14 protein-coding genes are annotated in these 15,857 nt (G+C 65.1%); 6 read left to right on the top strand and 8 right to left on the bottom strand.

Annotation, left to right across the window (positions count from 1 at the left end):
• Nucleotides 1–341 precede the first annotated feature (341 nt).
• The 5 genes from I6F28_RS23020 to I6F28_RS23000 all read left to right on the top strand — a co-directional run bounded on the left by I6F28_RS23020 (nucleotide 342) and on the right by I6F28_RS23000 (nucleotide 7,212).
• The gene (locus I6F28_RS23020) at nucleotides 342–1,145 is read left to right on the top strand and encodes a DUF3108 domain-containing protein (protein WP_420887893.1); all 804 of its coding nucleotides are present in this window, start codon (nucleotides 342–344) and stop codon (nucleotides 1,143–1,145) included.
• Nucleotides 1,146–1,848: 703 nt separating this feature from the next.
• On the top strand, nucleotides 1,849–5,292 hold the full coding sequence (locus I6F28_RS23015; RefSeq protein ID WP_225141201.1) for a helicase-related protein: 3,444 nt from the start codon (nucleotides 1,849–1,851) through the stop codon (nucleotides 5,290–5,292).
• A gap of 28 nt (nucleotides 5,293–5,320) precedes the next feature.
• Complete coding sequence (locus I6F28_RS23010) at nucleotides 5,321–5,572, top strand: RNA-binding S4 domain-containing protein (RefSeq protein ID WP_081494484.1); 252 nt, start codon at nucleotides 5,321–5,323, stop codon at nucleotides 5,570–5,572.
• 132 nt (nucleotides 5,573–5,704) lie between these two features.
• The gene (gene fdxA / locus I6F28_RS23005) at nucleotides 5,705–6,043 is read left to right on the top strand and encodes a ferredoxin FdxA (RefSeq protein ID WP_018643465.1); all 339 of its coding nucleotides are present in this window, start codon (nucleotides 5,705–5,707) and stop codon (nucleotides 6,041–6,043) included.
• A gap of 344 nt (nucleotides 6,044–6,387) precedes the next feature.
• Nucleotides 6,388–7,212, top strand: a complete 825-nt coding sequence (locus I6F28_RS23000) for a CarD family transcriptional regulator (RefSeq protein WP_225141199.1) — start codon at nucleotides 6,388–6,390, stop codon at nucleotides 7,210–7,212.
• An 84-nt stretch (nucleotides 7,213–7,296) separates the two neighbouring features.
• Here the strand turns inward: I6F28_RS23000 and I6F28_RS22995 are convergent, their stop codons facing one another.
• A complete protein-coding gene (locus I6F28_RS22995; RefSeq protein WP_225128588.1) occupies nucleotides 7,297–8,685 on the bottom strand; it encodes an adenylate/guanylate cyclase domain-containing protein in 1,389 nt (462 codons plus the stop codon).
• 28 nt (nucleotides 8,686–8,713) lie between these two features.
• Nucleotides 8,714–9,091 carry a winged helix-turn-helix transcriptional regulator gene (locus tag I6F28_RS22990; RefSeq protein ID WP_057028499.1) on the bottom strand — a complete coding sequence of 126 codons (378 nt, stop codon included), beginning with the start codon at nucleotides 9,089–9,091 and terminating at the stop codon, nucleotides 8,714–8,716.
• Between the two features lie 108 nt (nucleotides 9,092–9,199).
• On the opposite strand from I6F28_RS22990, the gene I6F28_RS22985 reads away from it, so the two are divergent.
• Nucleotides 9,200–9,904: a glutathione S-transferase family protein gene (locus tag I6F28_RS22985; protein WP_225128411.1), complete on the top strand. Its 705-nt coding sequence runs from the start codon at nucleotides 9,200–9,202 to the stop codon at nucleotides 9,902–9,904.
• A gap of 185 nt (nucleotides 9,905–10,089) precedes the next feature.
• Here I6F28_RS22985 and I6F28_RS22980 read toward each other — a convergent pair whose 3' ends face one another.
• The 6 genes from I6F28_RS22980 to cyoB are packed head-to-tail and all read right to left on the bottom strand — an operon-like array spanning nucleotide 10,090 to nucleotide 15,840.
• Nucleotides 10,090–10,623 (bottom strand): response regulator transcription factor, encoded by a 534-nt coding sequence (locus I6F28_RS22980; RefSeq protein WP_225128413.1) that lies wholly within the window; start codon nucleotides 10,621–10,623, stop codon nucleotides 10,090–10,092.
• Nucleotides 10,613–12,016: an ATP-binding protein gene (locus I6F28_RS22975; protein WP_225128415.1), complete on the bottom strand. Its 1,404-nt coding sequence runs from the start codon at nucleotides 12,014–12,016 to the stop codon at nucleotides 10,613–10,615. The genes I6F28_RS22980 and I6F28_RS22975 overlap by 11 nt, the downstream gene beginning before the upstream one ends.
• On the bottom strand, nucleotides 11,988–12,839 hold the full coding sequence (locus I6F28_RS22970; protein ID WP_225141197.1) for an SURF1 family protein: 852 nt from the start codon (nucleotides 12,837–12,839) through the stop codon (nucleotides 11,988–11,990). Before I6F28_RS22970 ends, I6F28_RS22975 begins: the two co-directional genes overlap by 29 nt.
• A complete protein-coding gene (cyoD, locus tag I6F28_RS22965; RefSeq protein WP_036001948.1) occupies nucleotides 12,836–13,216 on the bottom strand; it encodes a cytochrome o ubiquinol oxidase subunit IV in 381 nt (126 codons plus the stop codon). The genes I6F28_RS22970 and cyoD overlap by 4 nt, the downstream gene beginning before the upstream one ends.
• Entirely contained in the window at nucleotides 13,213–13,842 is a 630-nt protein-coding gene (gene cyoC / locus I6F28_RS22960) for a cytochrome o ubiquinol oxidase subunit III (protein ID WP_225141195.1), read from the bottom strand. The genes cyoD and cyoC overlap by 4 nt, the downstream gene beginning before the upstream one ends.
• Complete coding sequence (cyoB, locus tag I6F28_RS22955) at nucleotides 13,843–15,840, bottom strand: cytochrome o ubiquinol oxidase subunit I (RefSeq protein ID WP_225141193.1); 1,998 nt, start codon at nucleotides 15,838–15,840, stop codon at nucleotides 13,843–13,845.
• Nucleotides 15,841–15,857: the final 17 nt, after the last annotated feature.

Raw genomic sequence — 15,857 nt, 5'->3', positions numbered from 1 at the left:
GCGGCTGACCAGAGGCGCTGCGGCGTACTGGATGCCCCGCCTTCGCGGGGCATGACAGCGGAGGTGGGGAGAGGTCGGAACGCCCCCCGTTACCGCCCGATCACCAAAACGGCAATGATTGTCGCGCCTTACCATCACATAAAGGGCGTATTCGCCGTCGAAGAGTCCGGTGGAGTTCCCGGGGCTGCGCGCCCCGACACATTGTTTGCCGCCGGTTTTGGCTTAAGTAACAGCATATCGCGCTCTGATTGGATTGTTTCGTGCCGACAACGGTTCATTTCGCGCAAGTCCTGCGCTCAGCCTGTCTGCTTCCGGCCGGCCGGCTGATGGCGCTTTGTGGCCTGGCGGCGGTGCTGGGCCTGGCGTCCGGCGCAGCGCCCGCGGCGGCGCAAGGTAAGCTCGAGGCGCAATATGAGGCGACGCTGGCGGGCATTCCCGTCGGCAAGGGCGCCTGGAACATCGATATCCAGGACGACGTGTTCTCGGCGGCGGCCGCCGGCGGCACCACCGGGCTTTTGAAGTCGTTCACGGGCGGGTCCGGCACCGGCGCCAGCCAGGGGCGCGTCGTTGGTGGCGCGCTGGTTGCGACCGGCTACCAGGCCTCCACCACCACCCAGAAAAAGACCGAAGAGATCCGCATCACCCTCGACAAGGGCAATGTGAAGGATTTTGCCATCCTGCCGGAGCCGCCGGTCGATCCCGATCGCATCGTCGTCACTGAGGCGCATCGCCGCGGCGTTTGGGACCCCATGACCGCTTCGCTCTTGCGCGTCCCGGGCACCGGTGATCCCGTCTCGCAGGACGCCTGCCACAGCTCCGCGCCCGTGTTCGACGGCCGCATGCGCTACGAGCTCAAGCTCGATTTCAAGCGCATGGAGACCGTGAAGGCGGAGAAGGGGTACAAGGGCCCGGTCGTGGTCTGCGCGATCTATTTCGTGCCGATCGCCGGCTACATCCCCGACCGCCCGGTGATCAAATACCTCGCCGCCCAGCGCAACATGGAGATCGCGTTCGCCCCCATCGCCGGCACGCGCATCCTGGTCCCGTTCTGGCTGAAAGTGCCGACCCCGCTCGGCCCGGCCATGCTGGAAGCCACCAGCTTCATCACCGCCCCCCAGCCGCCACGGGTCGCCAAGACGCAGTAGGCGAGGAGGCCGCACCGCTCTCTCCGCCGTCATTCCGGGGCGCGCCCCTTGGCGCGAACCCGGAATCCATCGGGCTTCAGGGATGGTTTCACGATGGATTCCGGGCTCGCGACTGCGTCGCGCCCCGGAATGACGAGCGTTCGGCGCAGGCTAAGCAATTTCAATCACTTAGCTACTGTGCATGGGGTTGTTTTCGCACTCTTCGTTTGACCAACCCCCGCCGCAGGGAATCCATTTGACTCCTCCCCGATTCTGATTCGACTCGCCGCCATCCCCAGCTTTAACCACCCCGGTCGCTTGTGCGCCCCCGCAAAACTCCATCTAGTGCGCAACCAAGACGAGTCCCGCGACATGTTGCGTGAACGGAACGGGACTCACAGGGGAGTCAGCGATTCGGCCGCGATTCGTTCTAGAGTCGTTCCGAAGCTTAAAGCGAACGGGAAAAGCGTCGCAAAGTGAGACAGTTGCGCGGGATTTGGGGAAGGCGTTTTCACGCCCGCGGTGTGCCCCTCACCCTGAGGAGGCCGCGCAAGCGGCCGTCTCGAAGGGCGAGGGGCTTGGCTCGCCCAGCAGCACCAGCCGGGCCTTCATCCTTCGAGACGCGCTGACGCGCTCCTCAGGATGAGGAACCAAGAGCCAGCCCCCTCACCGCCCCATCCAGCACTGACATTCGCCCAAATCGCCATTACCTAATCCGATAGACATGGCTTTTTCCTCCTCCCCCTTCGCTTCCGAGCGCGCCCCCGGCGCGGGCGTCACTGCGGTGCTCGGTCCGACCAACACCGGCAAGACCCATCTCGCCATCGAGCGGATGCTGGCGCATCCCTCGGGCATGATCGGCCTGCCGCTGCGCCTGCTCGCGCGCGAGGTCTACAACAAGATCGCCGCCAGAGCCGGCGAGGCCAGCGTCGCGCTCGTCACCGGCGAGGAGAAGATCAAGCCGAAGAACCCGCGCTATTGGGTCTCGACCGTCGAGGCGATGCCGCGCGATATCGACGTCTCCTTCCTCGCCGTCGACGAGGTCCAGATCGCCGCCGATCTCGAGCGCGGCCACGTCTTCACCGACCGCATCCTCAACCGCCGCGGCCGCGACGAGACGCTGTTGTTGGGCGCCGCCACCATGCGCCCGATCATCGAGCGCCTGTTGCCTGGTGTCTCCATGATCACGCGGCCCAGATTGTCGCAGCTCGAATTCGCCGGCGACCGCAAGATCACGCGCCAGCCGCGCCGCACCGCCATCGTCGCGTTCTCGGCCGATGAAGTCTACGCCATCGCCGAGCTGATCCGCCGCCAGCACGGCGGCGCCGCCGTGGTGCTGGGCTCGCTGTCGCCGCGCACACGAAACGCGCAAGTCGCGATGTTCCAGAACGGCGACGTCGATTATCTCGTCGCCACCGATGCCGTCGGCATGGGCCTCAATCTCGACGTCGACCACGTCGCCTTCGCCTCCGACCGCAAGTTCGACGGCTATCAGTTCCGCCGCCTGACACCGTCCGAATTCGCGCAGATCGCGGGCCGCGCCGGCCGCGCCACCCGCAACGGCACCTTCGGCACCACGGGCCGCTGCGCGCCGTTCGAGCCCGAGCTCGTCAACGCGCTGCAGAACCACACCTTCGATGCCGTGAAGGTGCTGCAATGGCGCAATTCCAAGCTCGATTTCTCCTCGCTCGGCGCGCTCCAGGTCTCGCTGAACCTCGCCCCCGGCCACGAGACGCTGACGCGCGCGCCGATCGCGGAGGACATGCGCGTGCTCGATCACGCCGCCCGCGACGGCGAGGTGCGCGATATCGCGCATGGCAAGGCCGCCGTGGAGCGGCTCTGGGAAGCCTGCCAGGTCCCGGACTACAGAAAGCTGTCGCCGGCCGCCCATGCCGAGCTGGTGACGACGCTGTACGGCTTCCTGATGCGCAAGGGCTGCATTCCCGATGCCTGGTTCGAGTCCCAGGTCACCCAGGCCGACCGCATCGACGGCGACATCGACACGCTGTCGGCCCGAATCGCCCAGATCCGCACCTGGACCTTCGTCGCCAACCGCCCGGACTGGCTGAAAGACCCGGAACGCTGGCAGGGGATCGCGCGGGAGGTCGAAAATAAATTATCGGATGCGCTCCATGAACGCTTGACTGAGCGTTTCGTTGATCGCCGGACCAGTGTATTGATGCGCCGCCTGCGGGAGAACACGAGCTTGAATACTGAAATCGGCAAGACCGGCGAAGTCATCGTCGAAGGCCATGTCATCGGCCGCCTCGATGGCTTCACCTTTGCACCGGATGCGGCGGAAGCCGGCTCCGATGCGAAGGCCTTGCAGGCTGCAGCGCAAGCGGTCCTCGCCGGCGAGATCAATGCGCGCGCCGAAAAGCTGGGCAATGCGCCGGACGATCAGTTCGTGCTGACGTCCGAAGGCATCATCCGCTGGACCGGCGATGCCGTGGCCCGCCTTGCCGCCGCGGACGAGGCGCTGCATCCGCGCATCCGCATCATCTCGGACGAGCGCCTGACCGGCGCGCCCCGCGACAAGGTGCAGGCGCGGCTCGAGCTCTGGCTCAAGACGCACATCGAAAAGCTGCTCGGGCCGATGTTCGAGCTGTCGAAGGCCGAGGACGTCACCGGCATTGCCCGCGGCATCGCCTATCAGCTGGTCGAGGCGCTCGGCGTGCTTGAGCGGCCGAAGATCGCCAGCGAGCTGAAGGATCTCGACCAGCCCTCGCGCGCCGTGTTGCGCAAATACGGCGTCCGCTTCGGCGCCTATCACATCTATTTCCCCGGCCTGCTCAAGCCCGCCGCGCGTGCGCTTGCCGCGCTGCTCTGGGCGCTGAAGCAGGACAATGTCGATCTCTCCGCGCTCTCGGGCGCGCAGCATCTGGCCTCCTCGGGGCGTACCTCGTTCCCGGTCGACAAGGCGCTGCCGCGCGATGCCTATCGCGTGCTCGGCTACAAGCAGGCCGGCGAGCGCGCCGTGCGCGTCGACATCCTGGAGCGCCTCGCCGACCTGATCCGCCCGGCGCTGGCCTGGCGCGAGAATTCGCCGGGCGAAAAGCCCGCCGGCGCGTTCGATGGCCGCAGCTTCGTGGTCACGCAGGCGATGACCTCGCTGACCGGATCTGCCGGCGAGGATTTCGCCTCCGTGCTGCGCGCGCTCGGCTATCGCATGGAGAAGCGCCCGCCGCTGCCGCAAAAGCCTGTGGTCGCCGAGCAGGTCGTGACCGAGCAGATCGTCACTGAGACCGTCGCGGCCGAGACGCCGCCCGCTGAAGGCAGCGCGGAGACCTCGACCGAGGCTGCAGCGGAAGCCGTTGCCGGCCTGCCGGCTGAGGCTCCGGCCGCTGAGGCTACGGCCGAATCCGTCACCGTCGAAGACGCGCCCGGCATGGAGCCGCACGACGAGCCCGCTCCTGCGGAGGCTCACGAGGAGCCGGCGCTGGAAGCGTCTCCGGAAGCGCCCGTCACGCCCGAGGACGCCCCCGGAATCGCGCCGCCCGCAGAAGAGGCTGCGACGCCCGCCGAGGCTGCCGGCCTCGAAGCGGCTGCCGCCGAGACCGCCGCGACGGAAGCTGCTGCATCCCCCGATGCTGCCGCGCCTGAGGCAACAGTCGCACCGGCCGAGCCTGAGCTGGTCGAGGTCTGGCGCCCTGCCGGTCGTCACGAAGATCGCAAGCCGCGCCACGAGCGCCATCGCCATCAGCGCCACAACAACCAGCGTCCGCGGCCCGGCGCTGAGGCTGGCGCTGCACCCGATGCTGCGAGCGCCGCGCCCGGCGAAGCCGCCGACGGCGCGAAGCCGGGCCATCGTCACGGCGGCGGCCATCGCCGCGATGGCGGCCGCGACTTCCGCAAGCCGCGTGAAGGCGGCGAGGGCGGTGAGCGTCGCGACGACCGCAATCGCAGCTTCCAGGGCAAGGGAGACCGCGACAAGGATCGCGATCGCAACCGCGACAACAAGAAGTTCGGCGGCGATCGTGACAAGGGCCGCGACAATCGTGGCCGCGACCGCGACAAGGGCCGTGACCGCCGTGATCGCGAGTCCGGTCCGTCACTGCGTCCCTACGCCTCGAGCGCGAACCCGCGCGAGCGCGATCGTCCGATCGATCCGAACTCGCCCTTTGCCAAGCTCGCCGCGTTGAAGGAGCAGCTGGGGCGGAAGGAGTAATCCCACGACGACGACCGAGCGGCAGCGCATCGACAAATGGCTGTGGCACGCGCGGGTGGTGAAGGCGCGCACCTCGGCGGCCGAGCTCGTCGTCACCGGTCATGTCCGCGTCAACGGCGTGCGCGAGACATCGCCGGGCCATGCGATCAAGCTTGGCGACGTCCTCACCATCGCGCTCGATCGCACCGTGCGCGTGCTGAAGGTCACCGCCTTCAACGAGCGCCGTGGCGATGCCGCCTCGGCTCGCATGCTCTATGAGGAGCTCGGCACGCGCAATTAATTGCGCTTTGCATTCATTTCTTGATCGATCAAACACACAAAGCCGTCATGATCGGGCCTTCCCGACCTTGCGGCGCCCGGCCATCCGCGCTAGGCAAGCCGCGACTTCTAAAAGAGCTTTTCGGAGCGTTGGATGACTTACGTCGTCACTGAAAACTGCATCAAGTGCAAGTACACCGACTGCGTCGAGGTCTGCCCGGTCGATTGCTTCTACGAGGGCGACAACATGCTCGTCATCCATCCCGACGAGTGCATCGATTGCGGCGTGTGCGAGCCGGAATGCCCCGCCGACGCCATCAAGCCGGACACGGAACCGGGCCTCGAAAAGTGGCTCCAGGTCAACGCCGACTACGCCAAGAGCTGGCCGAACATCACCCAGAAGAAAGAATCACCTGCCGACGCCAAGGAATTCGACGGTATGGAAGGCAAGTTCGAGAAATATTTTTCTCCGAACCCCGGCTCTGGGGACTAATTCGCGCCCAAACTTAACCCTAATAGCGGCGCTGCCGCCGAAAACCAGCCCTCAAGACCCCTAAATCATTGATTTTTGCGGGAAATGTGCTATATTGGGCACATTAAGCCGAACCCCGTCAGCCCCGTTGGCCCCTCTGGGTTCCCGTGAAACCAAATGTCGAACAGGGGCGTGGCAGTTTCCGCGCGCAGGCTGTGTCACAGAAAACGCGTAAAAAGAGTACTTCAGCGAGGGCTTCCCATAAGGAGGCCAAAAAAGTCGCCGCGGCCAGCCGTAGCGCATCCAAGGGTCGGACCGCGACGAAGGCGCCGGCTGCAAAGTCCTCGAAGAACAAAAGAAGCGCAATGCCTAACAAGACTGCCAAATCGGCCGCGAAAGCGACCGCTGCCAAGCCTGCTGCCGCCAAGCCTTTGAATGTCAAGCCTGTGACTGCCAAGGCCCCCGCTGCCAAGCCCGCCGCGACGAAGGCCCCTGTTGCCGTTGCGCCCGCCAAGGCTCCCGTCGCCGCCAAGCCGGCTGCCAAGCCCGCGGCTGCGCCGAAGGTCGAGGAAAAGAAGGTCGTGACCCAGCGTCAGGGCTTCAAGGCCAACGAGTTCGTGGTCTATCCCGCTCACGGCGTCGGCCAGATCCTGGCCATCGAGGAGCAGGAGATCGCCGGTGCGAAGCTCGAGCTGTTCGTCATCAACTTCATCAAGGACAAGATGACGCTGCGCGTGCCGACCGCCAAGGTCGCCAATGTCGGCATGCGCAAGCTGTCCGATCCGGCGCTGGTCAAGAAGGCGCTGGAAACGCTCAAGGGCCGCGCCCGCGTCAAGCGCACCATGTGGTCGCGCCGCGCCCAGGAATACGAAGCGAAGATCAATTCGGGCGATATCGTCGCGATCGCGGAAGTCGTGCGCGACCTCTATCGCTCGGAATCGCAGCCCGAGCAGTCCTACTCGGAACGCCAGCTCTATGAAGCGGCGCTCGACCGCCTGTCCCGCGAGATCGCGGTGGTGCAGCACTCGACCGAGACCGAAGCGGTCAAGGAGATCGAGGCGCAGCTCGCCAAGAGCCCGCGCCGCAATGCCAAGGCGGAAGCTGCCGAGGGCGAAGCTGACACGGATGCCGAGGGCGATACCGACGATACCGATGGCGACGACAGCACCGTCGCCGACGAGGCCGCGTAAGCCGGCACCGAACGCAAGCAATCAAAAGCCCGGCCGTTTGGCCGGGCTTTTTGTTTGGCTTCCTGAGGCCGCGGGAGTTCGGTTCTACGCGCCGCGCGGCTGGGTCCAGATCGCGATCGGCTGCTGAATGCCGCGGACCGCCCGCGCCTCTCGCGCTTCCAATGTCTGAAACGTTGTGGCTGCACCGCCCAGCTCGGCCTTCGCCTGGCTGACGAGGTCGTCACTTGCCACCAGCGCGCAGCCCAAGGTGCGGGTCAAGGCCTCGAGACGGCTTGCCACGTTGACGGTCGCGCCGATCACGGCAAATTCCAGACAGGTCTGCCCGAGGTCGCCGAGCACCACCGGCCCATAATGCAAGCCAAAGCTCACATGCAGCTTTGGCTCGCCTGACGCTGCCCGCTGATCGTTCCAACTCTCCGCCGCCGCGATCATCGCCTGGGCACATCGCAGCGCGTTGCTGGCGTCGTGCTCGCCGGCAAAGGGCGTGCCGAACGTTGCCATCAATCCGTCCCCGAGATATTTGTCGAGCGTGCCGCTATGGCGGAAAACCTCCTGCTCCATCAATCCGTGGAATTCCCGCAACGTCCGCACAACCTCCTGCGGCGATCGTCCATCGGCAAAGGCCGTGAAGCCGACGATGTCGACGAACAGCACCGCGACGTGTTGCGTGCGCACCTGCTTCAACGGCTCGTCCTGTTTCGACAATTCCGCCACGACATTGGGGGAGAAGTAGCGCGCCAGGTTGCCGCGCTCGCGCTCCACCGCGGCATGCCGGACCAGGAGGTCGTTGCTGCGGCGGACCGCGAGCGCCAAGGTCATGGCCACGATCATGAAGACGACGATCTCCTGGATGCGAACGTGGAACACGATCTCGCTCGGCGAGATCATCGCAAACAAGCGCTCATCGTTGCCTGTCGCGGCCGCGATGCGGGCCGTCAGCGCAGGATCGCGATCGGGTTGCCACCAGACCCAGGCGATGCCGATCAACCAGAGCGCAGCCGTCCAAACGCCGACCGCAATCACGGTCCGCCAAGTATAGGCCAGTGTGGCGCCCGCGAGCAGGACGAAGAAATAGATGAAGTTGCCGAAATGGTACTGCATCGCGACCGGCCAGTGCGAGGCTCCGAACGGATTGGGAACCACGATGAGGCACGTGAGCAGCGCCAAGTCGCAAAACAGGAGTGCCAATTCCGGCCGCGACACGCCAACCCGCCCAACCCTGACCTGGGCCCAGCCGATCAGCGCGAACAAGCCGAGCAGCGCCACGTAGTAGAGCTGCTCCCAGGCCGGGTTGATCACCATGATCAGGCAGCCAATGACGACGAGGGCGACATAGCGCGCCCGCACTGCGAGTTGCAGGCCCTCCCGCTTGGCGGACGTCAGCGCGGCCTGTGCGAACTGAACTGTTTCGGCATCGCGTTCGCTCGGCGCGGGCGAATGCGCAGCCGGCAGGTTGAAGCGCTCGACGAGCATTGTCACGGCAGTCTCCTCGCTTGGGCCTTCAGCCGCTGGTTCGCTGCGCCCTTGCCGAGACGCTGATTTCGTTCCGGCGGCCTTCTCCGTCAGCCGCCGCCGCAACCGACGTCCACCAGTCCCCCAAAGCATCGATCAAGGGCACGAGCGCGTGACCGGCGGAGGTCAGATCGTACTCCACGCGCAGCGGATATCCGCCGAATTCGGTGCGGCTGACGATGCCGGCGTCCTCCAGCTTGCGAAGCTCGAGCGCGAGCATCCTGTGTGAGATGGTCGGATTATCGCGGCGCAAGTCGCTGAAGCGCTTGGTGCCCTGCTTCAAATAATAGATCAGCAGAGTCGGCCAGCGACCGCTCAGAATCTGCATCACTTCCTCGATGGGACATCTCGACACGAGATCCTTCATCGGCGCCTCCAGGTTACAAAAAAGTTCGTAATTTACTTGATGCGGCGAGCGGCTAGGGTCGCATCACCGCTGCGCAGCGTGATCATCAGAAATCACGGAGAATGGATCATGGACCCAATTCTACTCTACGGCTTCCCGAAGGGAAGCTCCATGGGGCTCGTTGCGGCTCTCGAATGGCTGGGCAAGCCATATCGGCTGTGTCGGGTCGATATGTTGGGCGAGATGCGAAACCCGTCATACGCCCGTATCAATCCGCGACACGAGACGCCGGTCTTCATCACCGAGCAGGGCGAGGTGCTGACGGAAACGATGGCGATCGCGGCCTGGCTAGAGGCCAGGGATGTCGAACGGCGCATCAGCTTCGATCCGCTGTCGCGGCAAGCCGATCGCATGCATCAGCTCATGGCGTTCGTGAATACCGGTTTCACCGCCGCGTTCGCGCCGCTGTGGGCCGCATTGGAAGCCGAAGCCATGGAGCCTGCCGCGAAGTCGGTCCTGCGCGCCTTCGGCACAGCAAGGGTCATCGAGCGTCATGACAAGCTCGAAGAAATGATCGAAACGCAGCAATTTCTGCTCGGGGACCGGCCGACCCTCGCCGACGCCGTGCTTGTCGGTGTCGCACGCTGGCTCGACTTCCACGCGGTCGCGGAGAGGAGCCGCTGGCCGAAGCTGGCGGCGCTGCGCGCGCGCCTCGAAGCCGATCCCGCGGTCCTCTACGCCACCGCTCTGGAGGACGGCGGGTCTGATCCGGGAACGGGATCGTGCACAGGCCACGTCGCGCTAGCCGAATTGATCGCGCAGTTCGGCAAATAGCGGCCGGTGCGCACGCCTCGTCCTTCGAGACGGCGTTGACGCGCCTCCTCAGGATGAGGCTCATCAGCATCAGTGCTCGTTGAAAACTGCTGCCGCGCACTCCTCCCTCATCCTGAGGAGCCCGCTTAAAGCGGGCGTCTCGAAGGATGGGCCGCAGGGAATGCTCTCAAATGGCGATAGCGCTCCTACTTCACCGGGCGCTTCTCGAGCTTCCTCGCCAGCGTCCGCCGGTGCATGCCCAGCCGGCGGGCCGCTTCCGAGATGTTGAAGTCGGTCTCGATCAAGGTCTGGTGGATGCGTTCCCATTCCAACGTCTTGATCGAGGTCGGCCGCGAATCGAGCGCGACCTCGGCGTTGCCTTCGGCCTTGTGGAAGGCGGCCTCGATGTCGTCGGTGTTCGACGGCTTTGCCAGATAGTGACAGGCCCCCAACTTGATCGCCTCGACCGCGGTGGAGATGCTGGCAAAGCCGGTCAGCACCACGATCAGCATGTCCGGGTCATGCGTGTGCAGGAGCTCGACGCAGGCAAGGCCCGAGGCGCCGCCGAGCTTGAGGTCGACCACGGCATAACCGAAAGAGCGTTCCTCCAGCACCTGGCGCACCTCCTCGATCGAGGCGGCGAGTACCACCTCGTAGCCGCGGCGCTCGAACGAGCGCTTCAGCGTGCGGGCAAAACCCGCATCGTCCTCGACGACGATCAGCGAACGGTCAGGCGTCAAAATTCCCTCCGATCGCCAATGTTGCGAGCGGCAGCGTGAGGCGCACCGTGGCGCCGCGCTTCCTGTGGTTCTTGGCGCTCACGGTGCCTCCCAATTTGCGCACGACGTTCACCACCAGGAACAGGCCGAGCCCGCCGCCGGCGCGACCCTTGCTCGACTGGTAGGGCTTGCCCAGCTGCGCCAGCATCTCCGGCGCAAAGCCCGGGCCGCGGTCGGAGATCGACAGCACGAGATTGTCGCCCTCGCGCTCGGCGACGAGCTCGACCCACTCGCGCGAGACCTCATAGGCGTTGTCGAGCACGTTGAAGATCACCTGCTTCAGCGCGACGTCGGAGACGATTGCGACGTCCTCGCCGAAGGTGTTGACGAAGTAGAGCGTGCGGGCGGAGCGCGCATTGCGCCATTCGTCGACCAGCGCGGTGACGAAGGCCGTCACCGTCGTCGGTGAGGAGCCTTCACCGCGCGCTTCGCCCGCCGACACCAGGATGCCTGTCACGATCGACTTGCAGCGCTGCAACGAGGTTTCCATCTCCGCGAGGTCCTCGGCAAGCTCCTGATCGGCGGCAAGATCGGGCATGCGGCGCCAGTCGCTGAGGATTACCGAGAGCGAGGCGAGCGGCGTGCCGAGCTCATGCGCCGCACCGGAGGCGAGCAGGCCCATGCGCACGATATGGTCCTGTTCGGCGGCATGCTGGCGCAGCGCCGCCAGATGCGCGTCGCGCTCGCGCAAATTCCTGTTGATGCGGGTGACGAACACGACGAGCAGCACGGCGTTGAGCACGAAGCCCAGGAGCATGCCTGTTACGGTGAGCGTATAGGTCTCGCTCAACGGATTGGGCGGCAGATCGAGCGGCCGGTAGGCCAATGTCAGCCAGACGAAGCTGGCGCAGGTCAGCGCCACCAGCGACCAGGTCGATCGGGCATCGAGCAGCACCGCACCGAGCGTCACCTGGAGCAGGAACAGCGAGGTGAAGGGATTGGTGGCGCCGCCGGAGAGATAGAGCTGCGCGGTCAGCGCGGCGACGTCCAGTATCAAGGCGACCAACAGCTCGTTGTTGGTGATCGCAGCGCGATGGCGCACCCAGACCAGGCTGGAGACGTTGAGCAGCACCAGCGCGCCGATCACCGCGCCCATCCGCTCCAGCGGCAGGGGGATGCCGAGGCCGAAATGCACGGCACCGATGGTCACGATCTGGCCGACCACCGCGGTCCAGCGCAGCTGGATCAGCAGCGCCATGTTCTTGCGGTTGGTCTCGTCCTCGGTCGGCATGGTGCCGATCAGCTCGCTGCGCGCGTCGGCCTGCGATTGCAGCGTGACGGCTTGCCCGTCACGCCCAAGCGTCTGGGAAAGCGTTTTCCCGTCGTCAGGTCGGCTCGACGATCGTTCCAGCATCTGATCCCGTCCTGCGGGCGTCGGCATCCGAGCCGCCGGCCTTGTCGTGGACGAAGCGCTTGCGACGGAACAGCCCGCCGCCGAATATGACGAAAAGTCTGCCGGCCAGCATGAAAACCAGGGCAAACCACGTCAGCGCGTAGATCAGGTGGTTATTGGGAAAGCGGATCACGGTCAATCCGCCGATTGGGCCGCCGGCGATTTGTGATCCGGCGTCGGCGTCCACGAAGAAGGGCGCGACCTCGCGAAGACCGCGCGCCGCCGCAATGGCGGCGACGTCCCGCGAGTACCAGCGGTTGTGCTGGGGCACGTTGGTCCGCAAGAAGCCGCCCTTCGGCTCGGTGATGCGCAGGAGGCCGGTGATCTCGACTCGACCTTGCGGATTGCCGTCCCGGCGCGTCGATGCGTCGCGGCGCTCGGACGGCACGAAGCCGCGATTGATCAGGACCAGCATGCCGTCGTCGCGCGCAAGCGGCGTTAGCACCCAATAGCCGGGGCCTTCCTCGGTGACGGCCTGAACCAGCGTCTCGCTCTCATGCAGGAAGCGCCCGCTGAGGCTGACGTGCCTGTATTCGTCGCTTGCGGCGCTGACGGTGGACCACGAAGCGGGCGAGGGGATCGGCTGAGCCGGCGCGTGGACGCGCTGCTCGACCCGGTCGATCAGCGCCAGCTTCCAGGCGCGGCGCTCGATCTGCCAGACGCCAAGCGCGATCAGAAGCACGAAAGCAATGAGCGAGAGGACCGTGAGCCACAAGGACGGCGACCGCGCAGCCTTGCTGCGCGCATCTCCGTCCTCACCCGTCACGGTCCCGGTTTCGCTCACTTCATGCCGCTCATCTGGTGCATCGGCATCATGTTGCTGTTGAGGTGGCTCATCACCCACAGCGAACCCGACAGCGCGATCACCACCATCACGATGGTGAAGATCAGCGCCATCATGGTCCAGCCGTTCTCGGACGTCGTGTTCATGTGCAGGAAGTAGACCATGTGCACGACGATCTGCACGATTGCGAAGGCCATGATCACCAGCGCGGTGATCTGCTTGCTCGGCAGCGCGCCGCTCATCACCAGCCAGAACGGGATCGCGGTGAGCACGACCGAGAGCACGAAGCCGAGCATGTAGCCCGAGAACGTGCTGTGGGCGTGGCCGCCCTCGTGGTGATGGTCGTGCGCGCCAGCTGCGTGGGTATCAGTGCTCATCGCAGAACTCCCAGGAGATAGACGAAGGTGAAGACGCCGATCCAGACCACGTCGAGGAAGTGCCAGAACATCGACAGACACATCAGGCGGCGGCGGTTGGCCTCGATCAGGCCGAACTTTCCGACCTGCACCATCAGCGTCACCAGCCAGATCAGGCCGCAGGTGACGTGCAGGCCGTGGGTGCCGACCAGGGTGAAGAAGGCGGAGAGGAAGGCGCTGCGCTGCGGCGTGGCGCCCTCGTGGATCATGTGGGCGAACTCGAAGAGCTCGATGCCGATGAAGGCGAGGCCGAACAGGCCGGTGATCGCGAGCCAAACCTGCGTCTGCGCGACCTTGTTCTGCTGCATCGTCAGCATCGCAAAGCCGTAGGTGATCGACGACAGCAGCAGCATCGAGGTGTTCACCGCGACCAGGGTGAGGTCGAACAGGTCCTTCGGCGCGGGGCCGGCGGCATAGTTGCCGCCGAGCACGCCGTAGGTGGCGAACAGGATCGCAAAGATGAGACAGTCGCTCATCAGATAGATCCAGAAGCCGAGCGAGGTGCTCCAGCCTTCCGGATGCGGATGCTCGTCAGCGAGGTAGAAGACCGGTTCGCCGGTCTGCGAGGGATGAACAGCGGCAGTCATTTACTTGGCTCCGGCGAGCAGCTTGGTGCGCGCGTCCTCGGTCCGGATGACGTCGTCAGCCGGAATGTCGAAGTCGCGGTGATAGTTGAAGGTGTGGCCGATCCCGACGGCGAGCATCGCGATGAAGCTCAGGGCGGCGAGCCACCACATGTACCAGACGAGAGCAAAGCCCATCGCGGTGGCGAAGCCGGCGAGGATGATGCCGGTGCCGGTGCTGCTGGGCATGTGGATCGGCTTGAACCCGGTGAGCGGACGCTGATAGCCGCGCCGCTTCATGTCCCACCACGCGTCATTGTCGTGAACGACCGGGGTGAAGGCGAAGTTGTAGTCCGGCGGCGGCGAGGACGTCGCCCATTCCAGCGTGCGCGCGTCCCAGGGATCGCCGGTGACGTCCTTTAGCTGCTCGCGCTTGAGCAGGCTGACCGCGAACTGCATCAGCATCGCGAGGATGCCGATGAAGACGAACACGGCACCGATCGCGGCGATGACGAACCAGATCTGCAGGGACGGATCGTCGAACACGCGCAGGCGGCGGGTCACGCCCATCAGGCCGAGCACGTAGAGCGGCATGAAGGCCAGGTAGAAGCCCGTGACCCAGAACCAGAACGACATCTTGCCCCAGAACGGATCGAGCTTGAAGCCGAACGCCTTCGGGAACCAGTAGTTGATGCCGGCGAACGCGCCGAACACCACGCCGCCGATGATCACGTTGTGGAAGTGCGCGATCAGGAACAGGCTGTTGTGCAGCACGAAGTCGGCCGGCGGCACCGCGAGCAGAACGCCGGTCATGCCGCCGATCACGAAGGTCAGCATGAAGGCGATGGTCCACATCATCGGCAGCTCGTAGCGGATGCGGCCGCGATACATCGTGAACAGCCAGTTGAACATCTTCGCGCCCGTCGGGATCGAGATGATCATCGTGGTGATGCCGAAGAACGAGTTGACGCTGGCACCCGAGCCCATCGTGAAGAAGTGGTGCAGCCACACGAGGTAGGACAGGATGGTGATGACCACCGTGGCGTAGACCATCGAGGTGTAGCCGAACAGCCGCTTGCCCGAGAAGGTCGAGGTGACCTCGGAGAAGATGCCGAAGGCCGGGAGAACCAGGATGTAGACTTCGGGGTGGCCCCAGATCCAGATCAGGTTCACGTACATCATCGGGCTGCCGCCGAAATCGTTGGTGAAGAAGTTGGTGCCGACGTAGCGGTCGAGCGACAGCAGCGCGAGCACCACGGTCAGGACCGGGAAGGAGGCGACGATCAGCACGTTGGTGCAGAGCGAGGTCCAGGTGAACACCGGCATCTTCATTATGGTCATGCCGGGGCAGCGCAGCTTGACGATGGTGCAGATCAGGTTGATGCCGGATAGCGTCGTGCCGACGCCGGCGACCTGCAGCGCCCAGATGTAATAGTCGACGCCGACGTCGGGACTGTAGCCGATGTTCGACAGCGGCGGATAAGCCAGCCAGCCGGTGCGGGCGAATTCGCCGATGAACAGCGAGGCCATCACCAGCACCGCGCCGCCGACCGTCATCCAGAAGCTGAAATTGTTCAGGAAGGGGAACGAGACGTCGCGCGCGCCGATCTGCAGCGGCACGACGTAGTTCATCAGGCCGGTGACCAGCGGCATCGCCACGAAGAAGATCATGATCACGCCGTGGGCGGTGAAGACCTGGTCGTAGTGATGGGCGTTGAGATAGCCTTCGGAGCCATTGAAGGCGAGCATCTGCTGGCCGCGCATCATCAGCGCATCGGCAAAGCCGCGCAGCAGCATCACGATGCCGAGGATCATGTACATGATGCCGATGCGCTTGTGGTCCACGGTGGTGAACCATTCGCGCCAGAGATAGCCCCAGAGACGGAAATAGGTGAGGGCGCCGAGCAGCGCGGCGCCGCCGAGCGCGACCACGACGAAGGTGCCGACGACGATCGGCTCGTGCAGCGGCAGCGATTCGAGGCCGAGCCGGCCGAAAATGAGCTTGAGAAGATCAGGAGACATGCGCGTTCTCTTTAGGA

This window comes from Bradyrhizobium sp. NBAIM14, from assembly GCF_020193895.1.
GTDB classification, from domain to species: Bacteria; Pseudomonadota; Alphaproteobacteria; order Rhizobiales; family Xanthobacteraceae; genus Bradyrhizobium; species Bradyrhizobium yuanmingense.
Note: the sequence above shows the minus strand (reverse complement) of the source record. Positions and strands in the feature narration are given on the sequence as shown.

Bases quoted from the DNA above. Each gene is read 5' to 3' on its own strand.
- cyoD (WP_036001948.1), bottom strand. From the start codon at position 13,216: ATGAGCACTGATACCCACGCAGCTGGCGCGCACGACCATCACCACGAG.
- fdxA (WP_018643465.1), top strand. From the start codon at position 5,705: ATGACTTACGTCGTCACTGAAAACTGCATCAAGTGCAAGTACACCGAC.
- I6F28_RS22995 (WP_225128588.1), bottom strand. From the start codon at position 8,685: ATGCTCGTCGAGCGCTTCAACCTGCCGGCTGCGCATTCGCCCGCGCCG.
- I6F28_RS22990 (WP_057028499.1), bottom strand. From the start codon at position 9,091: ATGAAGGATCTCGTGTCGAGATGTCCCATCGAGGAAGTGATGCAGATT.
- I6F28_RS22985 (WP_225128411.1), top strand. From the start codon at position 9,200: ATGGACCCAATTCTACTCTACGGCTTCCCGAAGGGAAGCTCCATGGGG.
- cyoB (WP_225141193.1), bottom strand. From the start codon at position 15,840: ATGTCTCCTGATCTTCTCAAGCTCATTTTCGGCCGGCTCGGCCTCGAA.
- I6F28_RS23015 (WP_225141201.1), top strand. From the start codon at position 1,849: ATGGCTTTTTCCTCCTCCCCCTTCGCTTCCGAGCGCGCCCCCGGCGCG.
- cyoC (WP_225141195.1), bottom strand. From the start codon at position 13,842: ATGACTGCCGCTGTTCATCCCTCGCAGACCGGCGAACCGGTCTTCTAC.
- I6F28_RS22975 (WP_225128415.1), bottom strand. From the start codon at position 12,016: ATGCTGGAACGATCGTCGAGCCGACCTGACGACGGGAAAACGCTTTCC.
- I6F28_RS23000 (WP_225141199.1), top strand. From the start codon at position 6,388: ATGCCTAACAAGACTGCCAAATCGGCCGCGAAAGCGACCGCTGCCAAG.